The 20,347-nt window shown below is 65.5% G+C and carries 16 protein-coding genes; 2 read left to right on the top strand and 14 right to left on the bottom strand.

The genetic code is table 11. The annotated features are described in order from the left end of the window. Positions 1 to 28: 28 nt before the first annotated feature. The 5 genes from P2PM1_RS17180 to P2PM1_RS17160 form a co-directional block, all read right to left on the bottom strand. Positions 29 to 952, bottom strand: a complete 924-nt coding sequence (locus tag P2PM1_RS17180; protein ID WP_186399886.1) for a glyoxylate/hydroxypyruvate reductase A — start codon at positions 950 to 952, stop codon at positions 29 to 31. Next, entirely contained in the window at positions 952 to 2,340 is a 1,389-nt protein-coding gene (locus P2PM1_RS17175) for an aspartate aminotransferase family protein (RefSeq protein ID WP_186399885.1), read from the bottom strand. Before P2PM1_RS17175 ends, P2PM1_RS17180 begins: the two co-directional genes overlap by 1 nt. Before the next feature lie 15 nt (positions 2,341 to 2,355). Next, on the bottom strand, positions 2,356 to 3,186 hold the full coding sequence (locus P2PM1_RS17170; RefSeq protein WP_186399884.1) for a GNAT family N-acetyltransferase: 831 nt from the start codon (positions 3,184 to 3,186) through the stop codon (positions 2,356 to 2,358). 135 nt (positions 3,187 to 3,321) lie between these two features. Then, positions 3,322 to 4,431, bottom strand: coding sequence for an acetylornithine deacetylase (gene argE / locus P2PM1_RS17165; RefSeq protein WP_186399883.1), 1,110 nt, complete (start codon positions 4,429 to 4,431; stop codon positions 3,322 to 3,324). 23 nt (positions 4,432 to 4,454) lie between these two features. Continuing rightward, positions 4,455 to 4,826, bottom strand: a complete 372-nt coding sequence (locus P2PM1_RS17160; RefSeq protein ID WP_186399882.1) for a cupin domain-containing protein — start codon at positions 4,824 to 4,826, stop codon at positions 4,455 to 4,457. A gap of 200 nt (positions 4,827 to 5,026) precedes the next feature. On the opposite strand from P2PM1_RS17160, the gene P2PM1_RS17155 reads away from it, so the two are divergent. Together P2PM1_RS17155 and P2PM1_RS17150 are read left to right on the top strand one after the other, a co-directional pair. Continuing rightward, on the top strand, positions 5,027 to 5,695 hold the full coding sequence (locus P2PM1_RS17155) for a haloacid dehalogenase type II (protein WP_186394899.1): 669 nt from the start codon (positions 5,027 to 5,029) through the stop codon (positions 5,693 to 5,695). Between the two features lie 13 nt (positions 5,696 to 5,708). Continuing rightward, positions 5,709 to 6,998 carry an FAD-binding oxidoreductase gene (locus P2PM1_RS17150; protein WP_186399881.1) on the top strand — a complete coding sequence of 430 codons (1,290 nt, stop codon included), beginning with the start codon at positions 5,709 to 5,711 and terminating at the stop codon, positions 6,996 to 6,998. 3 nt (positions 6,999 to 7,001) lie between these two features. Here the strand turns inward: P2PM1_RS17150 and P2PM1_RS17145 are convergent, their stop codons facing one another. The 9 genes from P2PM1_RS17145 to P2PM1_RS17105 all read right to left on the bottom strand — a co-directional run bounded on the left by P2PM1_RS17145 (position 7,002) and on the right by P2PM1_RS17105 (position 20,315). Then, entirely contained in the window at positions 7,002 to 7,952 is a 951-nt protein-coding gene (locus tag P2PM1_RS17145) for a GNAT family N-acetyltransferase (protein ID WP_186399880.1), read from the bottom strand. A 230-nt stretch (positions 7,953 to 8,182) separates the two neighbouring features. Then, positions 8,183 to 9,169 carry a threonine/serine dehydratase gene (locus P2PM1_RS17140; protein ID WP_186399879.1) on the bottom strand — a complete coding sequence of 329 codons (987 nt, stop codon included), beginning with the start codon at positions 9,167 to 9,169 and terminating at the stop codon, positions 8,183 to 8,185. Then, the gene (locus tag P2PM1_RS17135; RefSeq protein WP_186399878.1) at positions 9,147 to 10,193 is read right to left on the bottom strand and encodes an ornithine cyclodeaminase family protein; all 1,047 of its coding nucleotides are present in this window, start codon (positions 10,191 to 10,193) and stop codon (positions 9,147 to 9,149) included. The genes P2PM1_RS17140 and P2PM1_RS17135 overlap by 23 nt, the downstream gene beginning before the upstream one ends. Before the next feature lie 85 nt (positions 10,194 to 10,278). Then, entirely contained in the window at positions 10,279 to 11,625 is a 1,347-nt protein-coding gene (locus P2PM1_RS17130; protein ID WP_244301544.1) for an FAD-binding oxidoreductase, read from the bottom strand. Next, positions 11,603 to 12,481, bottom strand: coding sequence for an ABC transporter permease (locus tag P2PM1_RS17125; RefSeq protein ID WP_186399877.1), 879 nt, complete (start codon positions 12,479 to 12,481; stop codon positions 11,603 to 11,605). The genes P2PM1_RS17130 and P2PM1_RS17125 overlap by 23 nt, the downstream gene beginning before the upstream one ends. Positions 12,482 to 12,512: 31 nt before the next feature. Further along, entirely contained in the window at positions 12,513 to 13,463 is a 951-nt protein-coding gene (locus P2PM1_RS17120; protein ID WP_186399876.1) for an ABC transporter permease, read from the bottom strand. A gap of 80 nt (positions 13,464 to 13,543) precedes the next feature. Then, complete coding sequence (locus tag P2PM1_RS17115) at positions 13,544 to 15,211, bottom strand: peptide ABC transporter substrate-binding protein (protein ID WP_186399875.1); 1,668 nt, start codon at positions 15,209 to 15,211, stop codon at positions 13,544 to 13,546. 36 nt (positions 15,212 to 15,247) lie between these two features. Further along, positions 15,248 to 16,912, bottom strand: coding sequence for an ABC transporter ATP-binding protein (locus P2PM1_RS17110; RefSeq protein ID WP_186399874.1), 1,665 nt, complete (start codon positions 16,910 to 16,912; stop codon positions 15,248 to 15,250). 550 nt (positions 16,913 to 17,462) lie between these two features. Beyond that, positions 17,463 to 20,315, bottom strand: coding sequence for an EAL domain-containing protein (locus P2PM1_RS17105; RefSeq protein ID WP_186399873.1), 2,853 nt, complete (start codon positions 20,313 to 20,315; stop codon positions 17,463 to 17,465). Between the last annotated feature and the right edge of the window lie 32 nt (positions 20,316 to 20,347).

The following is a 20,347-nucleotide window of genomic DNA, read 5'->3' as shown; positions in this document are numbered from 1 at the left end:
GCGGGAAGGAACGCCGGCCCGGGTCGTTTCAATACCCTTTCTGCTGATCGACAAGGCCCGGAACAGTGGTACCAAGACGCAGCGCCCGGATGACCGCCAAAGCATGCCGCGCCCCCTCGGTCGCATCGGTTTGCGCCGCGACATGCGGGGTGATGATGACCCGCGGATCGCGCCACAGCCAATGATCGGCCGGCAGGGGCTCGGGATCGGTCACGTCCAGCACCGCGCCCGACAGCCGGCCGGTGTCCAGAGCCTCGCGCAAGGCGGGCATGTCCAGATGCCCTCCCCGCCCGGCATGGATCAGGCCCGCTCCTGCCGGAAGCGCCGCGAAAGTGCCGGCACCGAGAACACCCCGCGTTTCGCTCGTCAGCGGCAGGAGGCAGACCAGCAGGTCGCTGCGGGCCAGAAACGCCTCGACGTCTCCCTCGGCGAAAACCGGCACGCTCCCCGGTTCCGCATCGCGTCCGCCCCCCGAGCGCGACAGGCCCGCGACGTCGAAGTCCAGAGCCTGAAGGCTGTGCGCAGCCAGCCTGCCGATACGTCCCATGCCCAGGATGCCGACCCGCCGCGCCGTAGCGGGCTGCACCGGATGGGGGCGCCACAGCCCCTGCCGCGCCTGGTCGATATACAGCGGCAGATCCCGGTGCAGCAAGAGCGTCGCCATCACCACCCAGTCGCGCACCATCGCCTCGATGCCCGGCGCCAGAGTGCGCGACAGCGCGACCCCCGGCGGCATCGGCGGCAGGTGATCGACCCCCGCGCCCACCGAGATGACGGCGCGCAGATTGGGGTAGCGGCCGAGGTCCTTGGGCGGCACCCAGCAGGCGATCTCGGTCACGAGCGCCGGGTCGGTGACGGCTTCTTCCCCTTCGAACATCGTTTCGCCTGCCTCCGACAGGATCGCCCGCCAGACCGGCGCCCGATTGGGCGTGGAGAGAAACAGCAGCGCCATCAGCTCAGCACGCTCCGGATCTCGGGATCGTCCAGCGTCAGGTCCAGCACCTTGCGGGTCCGCTCGACGATGGCGTCGATCTCACTTTCGGTGCAACACAGCGGCGGCGCATAGCCGAACACGCCCTGCGCGAAGGAACGAACGATCAGTCCCTGCTCCCAGGCCCGATCGAAAAGCCGGGTGGCAGCCTGAAGCGCTGCGGGCAGCGGGGTCTTCGCCGCCTTGTCGGTCACGAGCTCCACCGCCGCCAGCATTCCCCTGCCCCGCACATCGCCGACCAGCGGATGGTCGGACAGTCCGCGCAGCCCCGCCTGCAGCCGCGCGCCCATCCGGCGGCCGTTCTCCAGCAGCCCGCCCTCGTAAAGGGCAAGCACCTCAAGCCCCACTGCAGCCGAAACCGGATGCGCCGAATAGGTGAAGCCATGGCCCACGGCCTTGGCCCCCGCGCCGTCGGCGATGGTCTGATAGACGTGATCCGACATCAGCACCGCCCCCATGGGAACATAGCCGGAGGTCAGGCCCTTCGCGACCGTCATCAGGTCGGGCACGATGCCTTCGTCCTTGCAGGCGAACAGCGGACCGGTGCGGCCGAAGCCGGTGATGACCTCGTCCGCGACAAACAGAATGCCAAGCTCGGCGCAGGTCTCGCGCAGCGCCCGAACCCAGCCGTCCGGCGGCACCAGCACCCCGCCCGAGCCCTGGATCGGCTCCACATAGAAAGCCGCGACCCGATCCGGGCCGATCGCCTCGACCTTGGCGCGCAGTTCGGCGACCGAAGCCTCTATTACCGCTTGCGGATCATGGCCGAGCGGATTGCGGTAGAGGTCATGCGAGCTGATCTTGTGCTGCCAATTGTAGGGAATGCCGAAACCGTCATGGAACAGCGGCAACGCCGTCAGCCCGGCTCCCGCGCTGCTGGAGCCGTGATAGCCCTGCGCGACCGAGATGAACTGGTCCCGCTCGGGTTGCCCCTTTGCATGCCAGTAATAGCGGATGAAACGGATCGTGCTGTCCACCGCATCCGATCCGCCAAGGGTGAAATAGACGTGGTTCAGATCGCCGGGCGCCCGCTCGGCCAGAGCCGCGGCCAGGCGGATCGGCGCTTCCGCGCCAAGATCGAAATAGCCGGTCGCATAGGGCAGCTCGCGCATCTGACGCATCGCCGCGGCGACCACGCTTTCCTGCCCGTAGCCGGCGTTGACGCACCACAGGCCTGCGAAGCCGTCGATCAACTGGCGCCCTTCGGCGTCGGTGACCGTGGCCCCTTTGGCCGAAGCCAGGACCCGCACACCGCGCGCCGCATGGCCATGAAACGACGAGACAGGATGAACCAGATGCTGTCGATCCAGCTCGACAAGCGAATTGGCAAGAGAGGGCTTGGACGGCATGTGCGCTCCGTGGGCTCAGCCCAGTGCCTGAGAGACAAGGGCATAGGTTTGATAGTCCGACGAGGGGTGAGAACGCGGCGAATGCACCATCGCCGTGCCGTCGCCAACAGAGGCAAGGCCAAGCGCCTCGACATGCGGGGCAAGGCCGTGCTCCTCGATCAGGTCAACCCGCAGGAGGCGTCCCGCCATCCGTTCCGCCGCCGCCGAGATCAACGCGCACGCCGCGCCAGCATCCCGTGCCACGACCGGGCCGACGACATGACCGCGACCGAAGCTGCGCAAGAAGGCAAATCCGCCATCGGTGCGCAGGGTCTCCCCGAGAGCCGCGATACGCGCAAGCAAGGCCGTCCGCTCCATCCCGCTGGCTGCCGTATCGAGCGCGGCCAGGGTCTCGAGATTTTCGGGCCCGATCCGAACAGGGCGCTCAGGCGGCAGGGCCCGGGCCAGCCCCTGGTGCTGCAGGATCCGTCCCCGCTCCACGAAACCGAGCTTGCGATAGAGCGGCAGGCCCTCCTGTGTGCCGACAAGCCGCATCTCACGGTCGCCGGCCAAAGCCATGACACGCTGCATCAACTGGCGGCCGACCCCCCGGCCGCGCATGCTCTCGGCGACGATGATCATGTTCAGCGTCGCGACAGGCCCGAAGGCCGAACACAATGCCGTGCCGACGAGCCGCTCGCCGTCCATCGCCGCCACGCCTTTTGAGACGGACAGGGTCAGCTCCCAGTCCTCGGTCCGGTGCAGCCAGCCGGCGGCCTGCGAGAGCAGGAGAGCAGCAGGCAGGTGCTCCGGTGTCAGCGGCACGAAATCGAGAGCCGGCAGTGCAGGTCGGTCAAGTCGGATCATCGTTGGGTTACCTGTCTTTTCCATACAAGCCTTGGTTCCCAAACTAGACGGGCCTGCACAGCATGATTGTCCTGTTCCCGCGCACCGGCGGCAGTTTGCGCCAAGCGCCACCGCACGGAGCCGCATAAAATGCCGTCAGCCACACAAGCTCACCCCAAGCCGGCGGATCATCGCGCTGGCGCCGTGCAACTCGTCCCGCGTCAGATATTCCTCCGGCTTGTGCGCACGCGCGATAGTGCCCGGGCCACAGATCACCGCCGGTATGCCGGCTGCCTGAAACAATCCGGCCTCGGTGCCGTAGCTGACCGCCCCCAACGGAGCCTTTCCCGCAAGCCGCGCGATCAGTCCGGCCAGCGGGTGATCGGGCGGCAGGGCTAGGGCGGGATAGGCTGACAGCGTCTCCACCTCGACCCCCGCGGCCTCGGCTGCGGCGGTCACCGGTGCCAGCAGCCCGGCGGGATCCACTCCCGCGATCGCCCTGGCCTCCAGTTCGGCCACGGCCGTATCGGGAATGACGTTCACCGCCAATCCCCCGGCGAGGGTACCGATCTGCAGGCTGGACCAGGGCGGCTCGAAGCGCGGATCCTGTGGTCCGCTCTGCAGTGCCGCCGCCTGCCGCACCGCCGCGTCCAGTACCGGAACCAACGCGTGGATCGCGTTGATCCCCTGATCCGGGCGGGAGGAATGCCCGGCCACGCCCTTCGCGCTCAACCGAATCGCGGCCTTGCCCTTGTGGGCCAGAACGGGTGTCAGGTCGGACGGCTCCCCGATGATTGCCCCTGCGGGCGGTGCGCAAAGTCCCGGCATCGCCGCCAGAAGATGCGGCACGCCGCGACAGCCGATCTCCTCGTCATAGGACAGCGCCAGATGGATGGGAGCGGTCAACGGCAGATCGACGAGATCGGGCACCATGGCAAGGGCGGCTGCGACAAAGCCCTTCATGTCGCAAGCCCCCCGCCCGATCAGCCGCTCTCCGTCTGCACGCAGGACGAAGGGGTCTGCCTGCCAACCCGGTTCACTGGCCGGCACCACATCGAGATGCCCGGACAGGACATAGCCCGGTCGATCTGGTGGGCCGATGGTCGCGAACAGGTTCGCCCGGTCGCCTTCGGGGCCGGGAAGGACGTGGCAGACCACGCCCTGCGCGCCCAGCCAATCCCGGATGAACCCGACGATCTGACCGTTCGGACGGCCCGCCACGCTCGGGAACGCGACCAGACGGGCCAGCATGTCTTCGGCTGACATTGCCTCCTTTGTCATCTGTGCCGTCACTCTTCGATGAAAACATAGATCTTGCGGACCGTCTCGACCGTGCGCCAGCGTCCGACGAAGCCCGGCTTCATTACGAAACTGTCGCCGGCCCCGAAGGTCCAGGCCTCTCCATCGTCCGAGACGATCTCCACCCGCCCCTCGAGGATGTGACAGAACTCGAGCGTGTCGCCCTTGATCGAGCGCGTCTCGCCGGGCGTTGCCTGCCATATGCCGGTGCGGACCTGTCCCCATCGGGCCGGCCCGGACAGCGCGCTGTCGAATTCCCAGGTGTTGAAGGCCGGAGCGCCGGCGATCAGCCGGTCCTCGGCCGGCACGCTCGTGCGCGGCGCAAAGCCGGGCATGGAGGCAATCGGAACGATGGTGGTCATGGTCTTTGGCTCCTGGCGCGATCTGACCGGGCAACTTTGCCCTGGCCCCGGCCGCCATCGTCGCCGAATGCGCGGGCGTCACGGCAGGCTGTGCCGCTCTTCACCGAACAAACGCAATTTCCTGCGCTTGCACCGGCAAACGCGGCAAGGTCTGTCGCCAGAAACCGAGGATGCTGGGTCATCACACCTCATCGGAGACCATCATGACCTTCCGTCCCAAGTTCGTCACCTTCGACTGCCATGGCACCATGGTCTTCTTCAACATGGCTGGCGCCGCCCGCGACCACTTCCAGCATCTGCTGTCGCCGGAGCAGATGGAGGCCTTCATCCGCGATTTCTCGGCCTATCGGCTGGACGAGGTGATGGGCCCCTGGAAGCCGTATGCCGACGTGGTTCACAACGCGGTGGAGCGGACCTGCAAGCGCCACGGGATCGCCTTCGACCCGGCGGTGGCTGTCGAGATCTACAACCGGGTCCCCACCTGGGGCCCGCATGCGGACGTGCCCGAGGGCCTCGCAAAGGTCGCCAAGGAGATCCCGCTGGTCGCGTTGACCAATTCGATGAATGCCCAGATCCCGCATAATATTGCCCGGCTGGGCGCGCCCATCACCCATGTCCTGACCGCAGAAAGCGCGGGAGCCTACAAGCCGCGGATGCAGGCTTTCGAATACATGTTCGACACCCTGGGCTGCGGACCGCAGGACATAGTGCATGTCTCGTCCAGTTTCCGCTACGATCTGATGACCGCCCATGACCTCGGCATCACCAACAAGGTCTGGGTCAATCGCGGCCACGAACCCGCCAATCCCTATTACGGCTATACCGAGGTCCCCACCGTGTCGGCGCTTCCGGCCGCCCTGGGACTGTGAAGCGAGGGTGGCGATGAGATACCTGTCCTACTGGCACGATACGGCCCCCGCCTTTGCCGGCGGGCAGACAGCTCCCGTCGAAGGCCGCTTTGACGTGGCCGTGATCGGCGCCGGTTTCACCGGACTGAACGCGGCCCGCAAGCTGGCGCGCGCGGGGGCGAGGGTCGCTGTCCTGGACGCGGGGCCCGTCGGTGCCGGCGGGTCGGGGCGCAACGGCGGGCATCTGAACAATGGCATCGCCCATGGCTATGCCGATGCCAAGGCGCATCTGGGCCCGGACCGTGCCCGCGCCCTGTACCGCGCCTATGACCACTCGATCGACATGATCGAGGACCTCATCGCCGAGGAGGGCATCGCCTGCGATTTCCGCCGGGCGGGCAAGCTGAAACTGGCCTCAAAGCCCTCGCATGTGGCGGCCTTGCGCACGAATTACGATCTGGTCTCGCGTGAAGTCGATCCCGAGACCCGCTGGCTGGACCGGGCGGATCTGGCCGGCGAAATCGGCTCTGATGCGTTCCACGGCGCCGCATTGTTCGAGAAATCGGCCATGATGCACATGGGGCGTTACCTGACCGGTCTTGCCGAGGCCTCGGTTCGACACGGTGCAACCATCTGGGAAACCGCACCGGTGACCGGTCGCGACCGGACGCGCGATGGCTGGGAACTGGTCACGCCGCGCGGGCGGCTTCAGGCCACCACCGTCATCGCGGCGACCGGCGCCTATTCCGCCCAGGTGCCACAGGCCCCGCTGGGATATTTCCGCCGGCGCATCATCTCGATGGGCTCGTTCCTCATCGCCACCCGCCCCCTGACCAGCGAGGAGGTCGCGGCAACGATGCCGGGCAACCGCACTTGCGTCACCTCGATGAACATCGGCAACTATTTCCGCCTTTCGCCGGACAACCGCCTGATCTTCGGCGGCCGCGCCCGTTTCTCGGCGGTTTCGGACCAGCGCTCGGACGCCAAGTCCGGCAAGATGTTGCGCCAGGCAATGGCGCAGATCTTCCCGCAGCTTGCCGATGTCGAAATCGACTATTGCTGGGGGGGACTGGTCGGCATGACCAAGGACCGCTTCCCCCGGGCGGGCGAAGCAGACGGCATGCTCTACGCTATGGGCTATTCCGGTCACGGCGCCCAGCTTTCCACGCTTCTGGGGCAGGTGCTGGCCGATCTGGCCATGGGGCGCAAGGACACCAATCCGCTCGACGGGCTGAACTGGCCGCCCGTTCCGGCTCTTGACGGCAAGCCTTGGTTCCTGCCCCTGGCGGGGCTGTGGTTCAAGGTGAAGGACCGCCTGTCCTGACGCTCAGCCCAACGAATGGGCGGCGAGACCGAAGGTCACGGCGCCCTCGCTCGCCCGGCGTTGCGGGCCGATGCGCATCTCGGTGACCGTATCGAACAGCGCCATCCCGGACGCCGTCAGAAAGCTGCTCAAGGCGGGCCCCGGTGCCGGGACGTCCATCCGCACGAATGTGCCCTCTGCCTTGGCGATCAGGGGAGCGACGATCTGCAGTGCCATCTGCTCGGTCTCGGCGACCACCGGGCCGATCACCTGCCCCTTGCCGAAGCGGCGCATCAGGGCAAAGCCGCAGGCCTTGCCCGCGCGGGTGGCGATCACGCCGCTGGAGAGGTCGAGCAAGGCGTCGAGCATCCCGCCGCGATCGGCCCCAAAGGCGTGGGCGTCGAGCGCCTTGATCGCCTCGCTGTCAGCCTGCGACACCGCCGCCAACGCGATGCCCGAGACCGGGTCCGGCGATGAAACCGGTCGGACGATGCCCTGGTGCTGCCGGATCGGCCCGACCGGAATGAACCCGGCGCTTTCGTAGAGCCGATAACCGGAGCGCGTTGCACTGAGCCGCAGGTCGCGCGTCCCGCAGTCGCGCATGATCCGCCGCAACAGCCAGCGTCCCGCCCCCTGCGCCTGCAGACGCGGCGGCGTCACCATCATGCCGAGCATGGCAAAATCGTCGCCCATCGAGAAATACATGGCGGAACCGAGCGGGCGGCCAATTTCATCCAGGGCGACGTAGCCGTGACCCAGAGAGATGAACAGATCGAGGTCGTCGTTGCGGTGCGGCCAGAACACGCTGACCGTCAGCTCATACAGGAGATCCCGCTGCTGCGGGGTCACGGGAACGATCTTGGCGGAATAGGCATCGACCCGCAGCGTCGCGTCCAGATCGTCTCTCGCGTCGCCGCCAGCCGAATGCGCACCGCGCGGAGGCTCTGCAACTCGATCTCCAATGTCCTGGTTCATCCGCAACTCCCCTCCGAAGCCGCCAGGTGAACCGTCAGCGACATGGCGGTCGGAACCGACCTCTCCCTCTATATAGGGCAAATCGGCCAACAGATTCTTCCGTTTCGGACAAGGCAACGGAAGAATCTGTCGCAGCGGGAGGTGTTGCTGCGGTCATAGGGAAGCCACCCGGCAGGCGGCCCGGCCCCATCACCAGCTCATCCCCTTGCAGGTGCCATCCTGCGACCCCGCTAATCTTCCAGGGCCTGTTCGGCCGCTCCGTAGACTTCGGCGAGATCGCGCAAATCCCAGTTGCCGCCGGTGAGCACGACACAGACCTTCTCGTCGGACCTCACCGTAAGCGATCCCGCCAGCAGGGCGCCGATCCCGATCGCGGCCGCCGGTTCCGCGATCAGTTTCGCATCCCTCGCCAGAGCACGCATGCCCGCGACGATATGCTCATCCTCGACCAGAACGATCTCATCGACGTATTTCTCGATGATCGGAAACGGGTTCTGGCCTGGCACGCTGATCCTCAACCCATCGGCGATGGTGTCTTTCAGCGGCAGCGACGTGCGCTCCTTGTTGAGCCGGCTGCGATGATATTTCGGTGTCAGGGACGGTTCCGCGCCGATGACGCGGACGGAAGGGTTCGTTTCCTTGATTGCGGTAGCGATTCCCGAGATCAGGCCTCCGCCGCCCAGCGGCACAACAACCGTGTCCACATCTTCCAGATCTTCGAGGATTTCGCAGCCGATCGTCCCCTGACCGGCCATCACCAGCGGATCTTCAAAGCCGTGAACGACCGCATAGCCGTTCTGTTCGGCGATCTCGTAGACCTTCTTCCACCTGGCGGCATTGTCACCGTCGAAAAGAATGACCTCCGCGCCCAAAGCCCTGGTGTTGGCAATCTTGATCCTTGGCGTGGTCACCGGAAGCACCAGCACCACTTTCACGCCCAGCATCCGCGCTGCGTAGGACAGGCCTTGCGCGTGATTTCCCGAGGAGGACGATATCAGGCCGTTGGCAATCTCTTCCCGCGACAGCGACAAGGTCTTGTTCAGGGCGCCGCGGATCTTGAAGGCGCCGGTGATCTGGAGTGTTTCGGGCTTCAGGTACACCTGACACCCGGCCGCGCTCTCGATCCTGTCGGCCCGCAACAATGGCGTATGGCGGATATGGGGCTTCAGCCGTTCGCGGGCCTCGAGAATATCCTCAATGGTCGGATGGTTGCGCATTGTCTTTGTCCTTCCCGTCCTTGAGACGCGGCCCCGGTTCGAGGAAATCGAAGGGCATCCCGAGGTTTCCCGCCAGGGCGTTCCTGTAGATCGCTGCGGCGGTCGTGTTGTCCTGGATGGCCATTCCGGTGGAATCGAAGATGGTCACCTCCGCATCGCTTTCCCGGCCCGGCTTCCTCCCCAGCAAGATCTCCCCGATCTCGGCATGGATGTCGGATCGGGCAATGATGCCCCGGTTCAACGGGTGCCATGTCTCGCCCTTCTCGACGCATTGCGACAGGGAATCGACAACCACCTTGGCATCCCGGAAAATCTCCGGATCCAGTTCCTGCTTGCCGCGCTGATCGGTTCCGATCGCAATGATATGCGTGCCGGGCCTGACCCAGTCGGCTTCGACCACCGGCCCGCTCCCGCGGGTCGTGGTGATCAGGATGTCGGCCTTCTCGACGGCGTCGCGAACGGATTGCTCCGGCATCACCGGGATGCCGAACTCCCGTTCGATATCCGCCTTGAAGGCGGCCAGCGCGTCCGGGCTGCGATTCGCGGCATGAACCGCCTCGATCTTCATGACTTCGCTGATCGCCCGGATCTGCATCCGCGCCTGGTTGCCCGTCCCGATCGAGGCGAGGCGGCGGGCATCCTTCCGCGCAAGCAGCTTGACCGAAACCGCCCCCGCCGCCCCGGTCCTGAGGCCGGTGATCAAACTGCCGTCCATGATGCAGATCAGCGCACAGCTTCTGGCATCGAACAGCAGGATCGTGCCCATGCCGTTGGGCACGCCGTAGAGGGCGGGATTTTCGGTGAACCCGCCCGACGAGGCCTTCATCGAGATCAGTTCGCCGGCCTTGTGATAGCCGATCTTGAAGTCGATCTCGCCGTGGGGCGGCAGGTGTATGCCCGTGTAGCCTGGTTGCTCCACCAGACCGCTGTTGAAGGCCCTGTAGGCCTCCTCAACTGCGTCAATGACATCCTTTGTGGAAATCAGCCTTCTGACTTCATCTTTCTTCAGAAGAAGCGTTTTCATTGCAGACACCTTGTTCCGGAGCGCGAGAACGGCTGCGCCGGCACTCTGGAGCCGAAGGCGCTCGCATTCTTGAAAGGACGGGCCGTTATCGGCGCGCACGCCACATCGCAAGTCGATCCTGCAGGGCGTAACCGCGGATGATCGCGGGCATGAACCATGGATTGCCCCGGTAGAACGGCACGGCGGCAGGCGGCCGGAAGTCGAAAGCGGTGCGAGCCTCCGCCTCTCGCCCCAGCAGCCTGTGGGCCGCCCGCATCCCCAGCCAGGGTGCCCAGACGACGCCAGACCCGCAAAACCCGGTGGCGTAGACGACGCCGTCGCGCTCGAACAGGCGGGGCAGCATGTCGCGGTTCATCGCCACATTGCCGAACCAGCTATGCGTCAGGCGGACTCCCTCCAGTTCGGGGAAGAGCTCCACCAATCCGGCGCGCAGGCGCAGCGTCGGCGCAGCCGGGTCGCCGACGCGCGAACTGTCGCGCCCGCCCAGCAGGATACGCCTGCCATCGGGAGAAGGCCGGTAATAAAAGCCCAGTTGCCTGTTCTCTCCCATCATCATCCGGCGCGGCATCAAATGCGCCATCACGGCGGACGGCAGCTCCTCGGTGGCGATCATCCGGCTGCGCACCGGAACCAGGCGCCGTCGCAGGTAGGGTGCCGCTCCGTCCGTATAGCCGTTGGTGCAGACAAGAACCTGCCCCGCCTCGACGGTCCCGGCTGCGGTTGCGATGCGGAACACCCGGCCGTCCCGCTCCATCGCCGTCACCGGCGTGTGCGCATGAACGATCACGCCCGCAGCCAGCGCGATGCGCAGGAGTTCGGCATGAAACTTGGCCGGGTGAAGGCCGCCGATATCCATGCGGACCGTGCCCCCGCGATAGAACCCGGTACCGATGTAGTCCCGCTGGTCCGCATACGGCACGGCATAGGATTCGATACCTAGCCTTTTCGCCAGCGCCTCGGCACCGCGGGCCATCTCGTCGTACTGGTCAAACCCCAGCGCGCCCTTGAACAGACCGGTCAGCGCGAAATCGCAGTCAAGCCCTTCGGTGCGGATGAAGTCGTAGAAAAACGCTCGGGCGGTCTTGCCCTCTGCCTCGATGGCGAGCGCGGTCTGCTCGCCAAAATGCCGGACAAGCGTCGCAAATCCCGGGCGGATCGAGCCGCTGGTGATCCCGCCATTGCGCGACGAGGCACCCTCGCCCGGGTTCAGCGCGTCGAAGACCGCAACCGAGCGTCCTGCCCGCGCCAGGGTGAGTGCGGCGGCCAGCCCGGTATAGCCCGCGCCGACAATCACCACATCCTGACGTGTGTGCAGCGGCTGGCGGGGCAAGGGTTGGACGGGGGCGGCCTCCCACCAATAGGGGGTGGATTTTTCGGCCAGTTTGGAGTGATTGCGCATCGGCGCCTCTTCAGATGGTGTCATGACGCACATCGAGGGCGTCCCGCAGCCCGTCGCCGATGAAGTTGAAACTGGTAACGGCAATGGTGATCGCGGCACCGGGTATGATGGCGAGCCAGGGCGCACTGCCGAGATATTGCTGCGCACCGTTCAGCATATTGCCCCAGCTCGGCAGCGGCGGCTGGATCCCGAAGCCGAGGAAGCTGACATAGGCTTCGAGCAGGATTGCCCGGGCCACGGTGAGCGTGGCGGCGACGATGATCGGCCCCATGGCGTTTGGAAGGATCTCGCGGAACATGATATGGGCCCGGCCCAGACCCAGCATCCGCCCCGCGAGGACGAACTCGCGCTCCTTGAGCGACCGCACCTCGGCCTCGACGATGCGGGCAACCTCCATCCAGCTTGTCACGGCAATGATGATCGTGATCATGACCGGACTGGGCTTCAAGGCGGCAGCGAGCGCCAGCAGCAGGAAGATCGACGGATAGGACAGGAAACCGTCCACCGTGCGCATCAGCACCGCGTTGATCCACCCCCCCTGATACCCTGCGATCACGCCGACGACCGTGCCGACCAGGATCGAGAGCAGCATGGCCGTGAACCCCACGAGCAGCGAGATCCGCCCCGCCATCAGCAGCCTGGCCGCGACGTCTCGGCCAAGAGGATCGGTGCCCAGATAATGGCCGCCGGACAGGGGCGGAGCGAAACGCGCCCGCAGGTCGATGGAGAGCGAGTCATAGGGCAGGAGAGAGGGGCCGACGATGCAGGCAAGCGTCAGCAAGGTGATCATCGACAGCCCCAGCAGCGCCAGCCGATGCCCCATGAACCGGCGCATGACGCGGCTTTGCCACCAGCGGCTTGGCGTGTGAACAGCGGAAAACGTAGTCATTTCGCGATCATCCCGTTCCTGTGGACCTGGATCAGGCCAGACGAATGCGCGGATCGACCAGCGCGACGACGATATCGGCGATGAGATTGCCGGCAATGGTGAGAATGGCCGAGAAGATCAGCAGACCCATCACGACCGGATAGTCGCTATAGCCAAGGCTATCGAGGAACAGCCGTCCCATTCCCGGCCAGGTGAAGACGGTTTCCGTCACCAGCGCCCCGGTCAGGAGCGAAGGAAGCTGCACTCCGGCCAGGGTGATCATGGGCAGCAGGGCGTTGCCGACGACATGTTTCAGGATGACCCGGCGCTCGCCGACGCCCTTGGCCCGGGCGGTCTTCACGAATTCCTGGCTGATGGCATCGAGCGTCGCTGCGCGCATGAAACGGCTCCAGATCGCGATATGCACGAGCGCGAGAACCGTCGACGGCATGATGAGATGGTGCAGGTAGTTCAGGACCGAGCCGTCGCCGATCGTGTACATGTTGCCCGCAGGCAGCCAGCCGAGCTTCAGCGAGAACACGTAGATTCCAATCAGCCCGAACCAGAAGGTCGGGATCGAGAGAGCGATCATCGCACCGACGGTCGCCAGGTAGTCGAACGCCGAATAGCGATGCGTGGCACCGCGAATGCCGATCCATGTGCCGATGGCGACGGCGATCACCGTCGAGGATCCCATCAGCAACAAGGTCGCGAAGACATGCCGGCCGATCACGTCCAGCACCGGGCTGCCGTCGCGAAACGATGTCCCCCAGTCGCCTTGCACAAGCCGCCAGATCCAGTCGAGATACTGGACCCAGAGCGGGCGGTTCAGCCCAAGCTGCTCGGCCAGCCGGTTCATGTCCTCCTGGGTCATGCCGGGGTCGAGGGCATATTGCGCCATTGGCCCGCCGGGAATGAGGTTCAGCACGACAAAACCGATGATCGACACGATCACCAGCAGCATCACGCTCTGCATCAGGCGTTTGAGCAGAAAAGCGGGCATGGCCCCCTCCCTTCAAGACAGGCGCCTCGCGGCATGCCCGCCGCCCGCAACGACCTGGTCGCGGGCGGCGGAAAGTGCATTCAGGCTCGGAACCAGCCTGCCGCATGCCAGGATTCCGTGCGCGTGTTGCCATTGGGCACGTAGCCTTCGATGCCCTCCTTGTGTCCGTAGACCAGGGTGTTGGCGAACAGCGGCAGGAAGGGCAGATCCCGGCGAATGAGTTCCTGCACCCGGAAATAGATCTTCCTGCGCGCTTCGGGATCGAAGGTGCGGCTGCCCTCCTCGAGCAGGGCGTCGACCTCGGCGTCGGAATACTGCGCGTTGTTCGATCCGCTGCCACCCTTGGCGACGATGGCCTTGGTATGGAACCGGTTGGTCACGTCGGGATCGGCACCGATCAGATAGGTGATGCCCACCATGGCGGTGTCGAATTGCGACTGAGACCAGAAGTCTCCCCACATCACCGCCGAAGGAAGGTTCTCGATCGTCATTTCCACGCCGATCTCGGCAAAGGTCTGCTGGATGAATTGCTGCGCCTGCTCCCGCAGATGGGCCCCCGAGGTGGTGGAATTCTTGAACGACAGCCGCACGCCGTCCTTGACGCGGATGCCGTCCGCCCCCGGAACCCAGCCGGCCTCGTCCAGAAGCTGACGCGCGCGGTCGAGATTGAACTCGTGCTTGGGAAGGTCCGGATTGTGATAGTAGGACTGCAGCGGCATGAAGGTCTCGGTCATGCCCGGAACACCGTAGTTCAGCCCATCGATGATCGCGTGGCGGTCGATCGCAAGATAGAGGGCCTCGCGAACGGCCCGGTCCTTGAACTGCGGACGCTCAAGATTGAGATAGATCGATTCCACCGACCCTTTGGGGACCAGCGTCACGACGCGGCCGGGAAGGTTGCGGGCCTCCTCGTAATTGTCCGGGGTGATGTAGGCTTGGCCGACCAGATCGATGTCGCCGCTGCGGAACTGGGTGTACAGCACGGTCATGTCCGGGATGTACTTGAAGATCAACTGCTCGATATAGGGCCCCTCGCCGAAATAGTCGGGATTCGCGACAAGCTCCAGATGATCGCCGGCAATGCGCTTGCCCCATTTGAATGCGCCGGTGCCGATGGGCGCCTGGTTGAAGGCGGCCGTATTGGGATCCGCCTCCTTCTCCAGAATGTGCCTGGGCACGATGAAGGTCTCGGTCAGGAACGACAGATAGGGAGCGAATGCCCGTTCCATCCGCCACGTGATCTCGGTCGGCGACACCACGGCGATATCGCGGAGCAGCGCATGGCCGGTGGTGCGCCAGGCGCGGAAATCGGGCTTGGTGATGAGCTCGAGGGTGAATTTCACGTCTTCGGCGGTGAAGGCTTCGCCGTCATGCCAGCGGACGTCGTCGCGCAGGCGGATACGCCAGCTCAATCCGTCTTCCGAGATCCCGCCATTGGCCTGGCTCGGCACCTCCGCCGCCAGATTGGGCACGATGACACCCTGCGGATCAATGCGGAACAAGGCATCGAACATCGAGAAGTGCACGCCGTCGTCCACCTCGATATGCGCCATCAGCGGATTGAACACCGTCGGCTCCTGCGAGATGCCGACGATGATCCGGCCGGTCGGGGCAGCCGGCGGGGTCTGGGCAAAGGCGGGCCTGCCCAGGAGATGGGGCGCAAAAAGCCCCGCCGCGCCACCTGCCGCAAACAGGCGAAGGGCGGCGCGCCGTGAATAGCCGGACTTGAGGAATTCGTTCTTGGTCATGTGGCACCCTCTCTTTTTGACGGTTGGTCCTTGCGATTAACTCTCGGCCGCTTCCGGTTTCTGCCCTTGCGGGCGCTCGCCCGGAATGGCGGCAACCAGTTCGCGCGTGTAGTCGGACTGCGGGTTGAGGAAGATCTGGGAGGGGGGCCCCTGCTCCACGATCTCCCCCTTCTGCATCACCGCGATCTCGTCGCAGATCTGGCTGGCGACGCGCAGGTCGTGGGTGATGAAGATCATCGAGACCCCGGTCTCGCGCTGGACCCGGTCCAGCAGTTGCAGGATCTGCGCCTGGATCGACACATCGAGCGCCGAGACAGCTTCATCCGCGATCAACAGCTTCGGTTTGAACATCAGCGCCCGCGCGATGCCGATGCGCTGCCGCTGGCCGCCCGAGAACTCGTGCGGGTAGCGATCGAACGCCCCGGCATCGAGCCCGACATGATCGAGAAGCGCCCGCGCCTCTTCCCGTGCCTTGGCATAGGCCATGCCATGCGCCAGCGGTCCGACCGTCAGGATGCGGCCGATCGTTGTGCGGGGATTGAGCGAGGCAAACGGATCCTGAAAGATCATCTGGATCTTCTGCCGCGAGCTGCGGAACGCGGGTTCCGACAGGGGTGCTATGTCGACCCCGTCGAACAGGATGCACCCGCCGTCGCAGTCCATCAGCTTGATCAGCAGCCGGCCCAGGGACGACTTGCCGGAGCCGCTCTCGCCGACGACACCCAGGGTGCGGCCCGCCGCGACCTCGAAGGAGACACCCTTCACAGCGGGCACAACGCGCAATGTTCGAAACAATGCGCTGCCGCTGCGATAGGTCTTGACCAGATTTTCCACCTTCAGGATCGGCCCGGCATCCTTGGCCGGTATCGGCTTGCGGTCCTCGCCGGTCAAATGCGGGACCGCGGCGATCAGCCGCTTGGTATAGGGGTGCTCCGGCGTCCTCAGAACCTTGCTGGCGCTGCCTTGTTCGACGACCCGTCCCTTCTCCATGACCACGACGCTGTCGGCGATCTCTGCGACGACACCGAAATCATGGGTGATGAACATCACGCTCATCCCCTTGCGATGCTGGATGTCGCGGATCAGTTTCAGGATCTGCGCCTGGGTGGTCACGTCGAGCGCCGTTGTCGGCTCGTCGGCAATCAGCATGGCGGGTTCGAGCGCCAGGGCCATGGCGATCATCACCCGCTGCCGCTGGCCGCCCGACAGCCGGAACGGATACTGGTGATACATCACTTCCGGATCGGGCAGGCCGACCTCGGTCAGCAGCTCGATGGCACGCTCGCGCCGGGAGGTCGGGGTGCCGACGCCATGGGCCAGCATCGCCTCGTCGATCTGCGCCCCGACGGTCATCAGCGGGTTCAGCGCCGATAACGGATCCTGAAAGATCATCGACACCACCCGGCCGCGCAGACTGCGCAAGGCCTCGGGCCCCATACCGACGATCTCTCGTCCGTCCAACTGGATCGACCCGGCGGTGATTCCGATCGCTTTCGGCAGAAGCCCCATGATGGTGTTGGCCGTTACCGACTTGCCGGAGCCGGATTCCCCGATGACGCACAGGATCTGACCGCGGGGCAGATCGAAGGAGATGTTCTCGACCGCATGCGCACGTTCCATGCCCTTCGGCAGGCTGATCGTCAGCCCGCGCACCGACAGCGCCACCTCGGGCGCGGATACGGCGTGGATATGTGCGCTCATCGGCTCGCCCCGGTTTCTGGCGCAGCGGTGCGGGGCGCGGCAGATCCGCCGGCAATGTCGAAGCTCAAACAGCAATGCGCGGCGAGTGGGCTGATGTCCGTCGCTGCCTTCTGTTCACGAACCGTGCACATGTCGTTGGATCCCCCTCCGGCGTGGACCAGGAAACCCAGCCCACGCCACCGCTTCAGTAAGTCTGACCTGTCGCGAGCAGGAGAATTGCCGAAACCCGATGATCCGACAGCACGATCAACTGTTGTTCCGAACAGGACAGGCATTTAATTCTGCGCCTGGCGCGACCGGCTGCTCAGTTTTTGTCCAGGGGCATTGCGTAAGAAGAACTGATTGCAGCGCAGCGCAGGGCCGGACAGCTCGTTCCTTTCCCAGGAACTGCGGCACTTCGGGTGCGACGCCGAGAGGGCAGAAAGCCCACGACACGACAGCGCCGGCTCATCTCCCGGCGCCTCGGCCCAGCGCGATCTGTCGCAGCATCCGGCAGACCTGGAACCCCGGCCACGACCTCATGCCGGACGGGCCTTCGCCAGAACGCCGCTTACGGCAACTGGCTGCCCCGTTGTGCTGGCGCGGCGAGTTCCAGCGTCCAGGATGGACGCGGTGCAGGGCGACCGATGAGATAGCCCTGCACGATGTCGCAGCCGAGATCCTCGAGAAACTGCAATTGAGCCAGTGTCTCGACGCCCTCCGCGACAGTGGTCATTCCGAGGCTGTGGGCAAGGCTGGCGATGGTGCGCACGATGGTCGCATCGTCCTCCGACAGGCCGATATTTCGCACGAAGGACTGATCGATCTTGAGCCGCGATACCGGAAACCGCTTGAGATGCGTGAGCGAGGCGTAGCCGGTCCCGAAATCATCGAGCGCCAGGCTGACACCGACGCGCCTGAGCTCGGCCAGGGTCTCGGCGATCCTCTCCACCGAGCGGTCGAGCAGGACGGTCTCCGTCACCTCGAATTCCAGTTGGTGCGGGCTCAGCCCGTGACGCGTCAGCGCCTCGGCGACATAGTCCGGAAAATGCGGATCCTTGAGCTGGGATGTCGCCAGGTTGACAGCGAGGTGACCCGGCTCCGGTCGCGTGCTGGCAACCGCGGCGAAAACGGCAAAGGCCCGCTCCATGATCGCCCGGCCAAGCACGCCGCCGAGGCCGAAATCCTCGGCAATGCCGATGAACTCCAGCGGGCTGACCGCCTGGCCGGCATGCCGCCAGCGCGCCAGCACTTCGAAGCCGACGATGCTGCGGCTGCCAAGGTCGAGCTGCGGCTGGAACGCCACCTCGATCTCATCCGCCGCAATGGCTCCGCGCAGCGCCTCGCCCAACTCGTGCCGCCGCTCCAGCCGTCGGCGCAATTGCGGATTGAACAAGGTCCAGCCGTTCCGTCCCTGTGCCTTGGATTGGTAAAGCGCGATATCCGCGTTCTTGACGATATCGGCCGGAGTGCGGCCATCGGCCGGAAACAGCGTTACGCCCATCGAGATGCCCGGCCGCATCATCCGCTCCCCGAGCCGGACCCGAGCGGTCAGCGCCTTGTGCAGCTTCTGCGCCATGCGCTCGGCGGCAAGCTCGTCCGCAAGCCCCGTCAGCAACACAGCGAATTCGTCGCCGCCAAGCCTTGCGACAACATCGCCGCGCCGCACATGACGCCGCAGCCGCTGCGCCACCGCCCGCAGCAGAGCATCGCCCGCATCATGGCCGAGCGTGTCGTTGACCGACTTGAAATGGTCGAGATCGATGATGATGAAGGCACCGACCCGATCGCGCGGCCGATTGCCCTGCAGGGCCGTGTCGAGCTCGCGCATCATCACCGAGCGATTGGCGAGCTGGGTCAGCCCGTCGGTTTCGGCCGTACGACGGATCGCCAGCTCCGCCTGCTTCAGGGCGGTGATGTCGGTGCGTACCCCGACGATGGCGCCGCTCGACGAGCGCCGCTCGCTCACCTGCAGCCAACGCCCGTCCGACAGCAGCTGGATGCTCGGCTCGCTGGGCGGATCGCGATGCAGGGCGATGCGGTTGCGGATCCACGCTTCCCGCTGCTCCTCTGTCGCCCCCGGATCCATATACTGGCCGGCCATGACGCCGTGGCGCAGGATATCCTCGAACCGCGCCCCCTCCCGGATCAGCTTCGCCGACATCGCGTAGTAGTCGCGATAGGACCGATTGAACAGGATCAGCCGGTCATCCGCATCGAAGGCGGCAATGGCGTCGGGAATGGTCTCGATGACATCGTGCAGCAGCGCCCGCGCCTCGACCAGTTCGGTCACATCCGTCTGAACGCCGACAAAGCCCTCCGGCTCGGCTCCCTGCCCATTGATCGGGCGGATGTCGAGGTCGAGCCAGTAGCGACGCCCGGTTTTCGCCTGGTTGAGCACCTGCACGCGCACGGCACGCCCTTCTCGAACCGCCGCGCCCATCTCGCGCACGGTCGCAGGGTCGGTCTCGGGGCAGTGCAGAAGCTCGCCGGGCTTGCGCCCCAGAACCTCCGCCTCGGTATATCCAGTGAGCCGCTCGAAGGCCGGATTGACCCACAGAACCCGGCCGAACCGGTCACACACCACCACGGCGTTGTTGGTCGCCTTGATCACGATGTCCGAGCGCCGCAACTGCTCCGCCAGCCGCTCGCGCCGGGTGACGTCGCGCGTGACACCGCGATAACCGAGGAACCGGCCGTCGGGCAGAAATCTCGGCCGGCCGCTGACCTCGGCCCAGAGAGGCCGCCCGTCGCCACGAAAGGTGCGGAACACGAAACTGGCGATCGGTTCGCGGCGCGCGACCGTTTCGACATAGCTGCGCCAGAGAGCATCGGTGGCGGGATCCGCGTCGGCGACCTCCCAACGGGTGCGGCCGATCCAGTCCTGGAAGTCGAGGCCGAGCCTGCCGCCGTCCCCCATCACGCTGGTGAAGCGATGCTCCTCATCGGTCTCCCAGACCCAGTCCGAGGACACGGCAACGAATTCCGCCAGCCGTTCGTGCGCCTCGTTGAGCCGGCGCACCGCATCCGTGCGGGCGGTCTGGTCCACCGACACGCCGACACCGCCGACGATCACCCCGTCGACCAGAACCGGCTCGATGGAGGTCTCGGAGGCGATGCGGCCCAACGGGGTCTGCATCTCGCGGCTGTAATGGATGCGTTCGCCGGCGATCACCTTCAGGTGGAGTTCGGTCCAGGCCTTGCCTTCTTCGGGGCCGAGCCCGGCCTCGCTCGGCAGCAGGCCGATGGCGACCCCATGGGTCTCCCGGTCGATCCGGTTCTGGAAGATATAACGCCCGCTGCGATCGAAGATCCATGCCGGATGAGGAAGACAGTCGAGCACGGCGGTCAGACCGCGCGTGCTGTCAAGGATCCCGGCCTCTCTCAACGAGGCCGGATCGGAAGAGGAGCTGCTCCGATCCATCACCCGTTCCGTCCAGCGAGGGCAACCGAAAC

The sequence above is a fragment of the Stappia sp. P2PMeth1 genome (assembly GCF_900185735.1).
In the GTDB taxonomy this organism is placed as follows: domain Bacteria; phylum Pseudomonadota; class Alphaproteobacteria; order Rhizobiales; family Stappiaceae; genus Stappia.
Note: the sequence above shows the minus strand (reverse complement) of the source record. Positions and strands in the feature narration are given on the sequence as shown.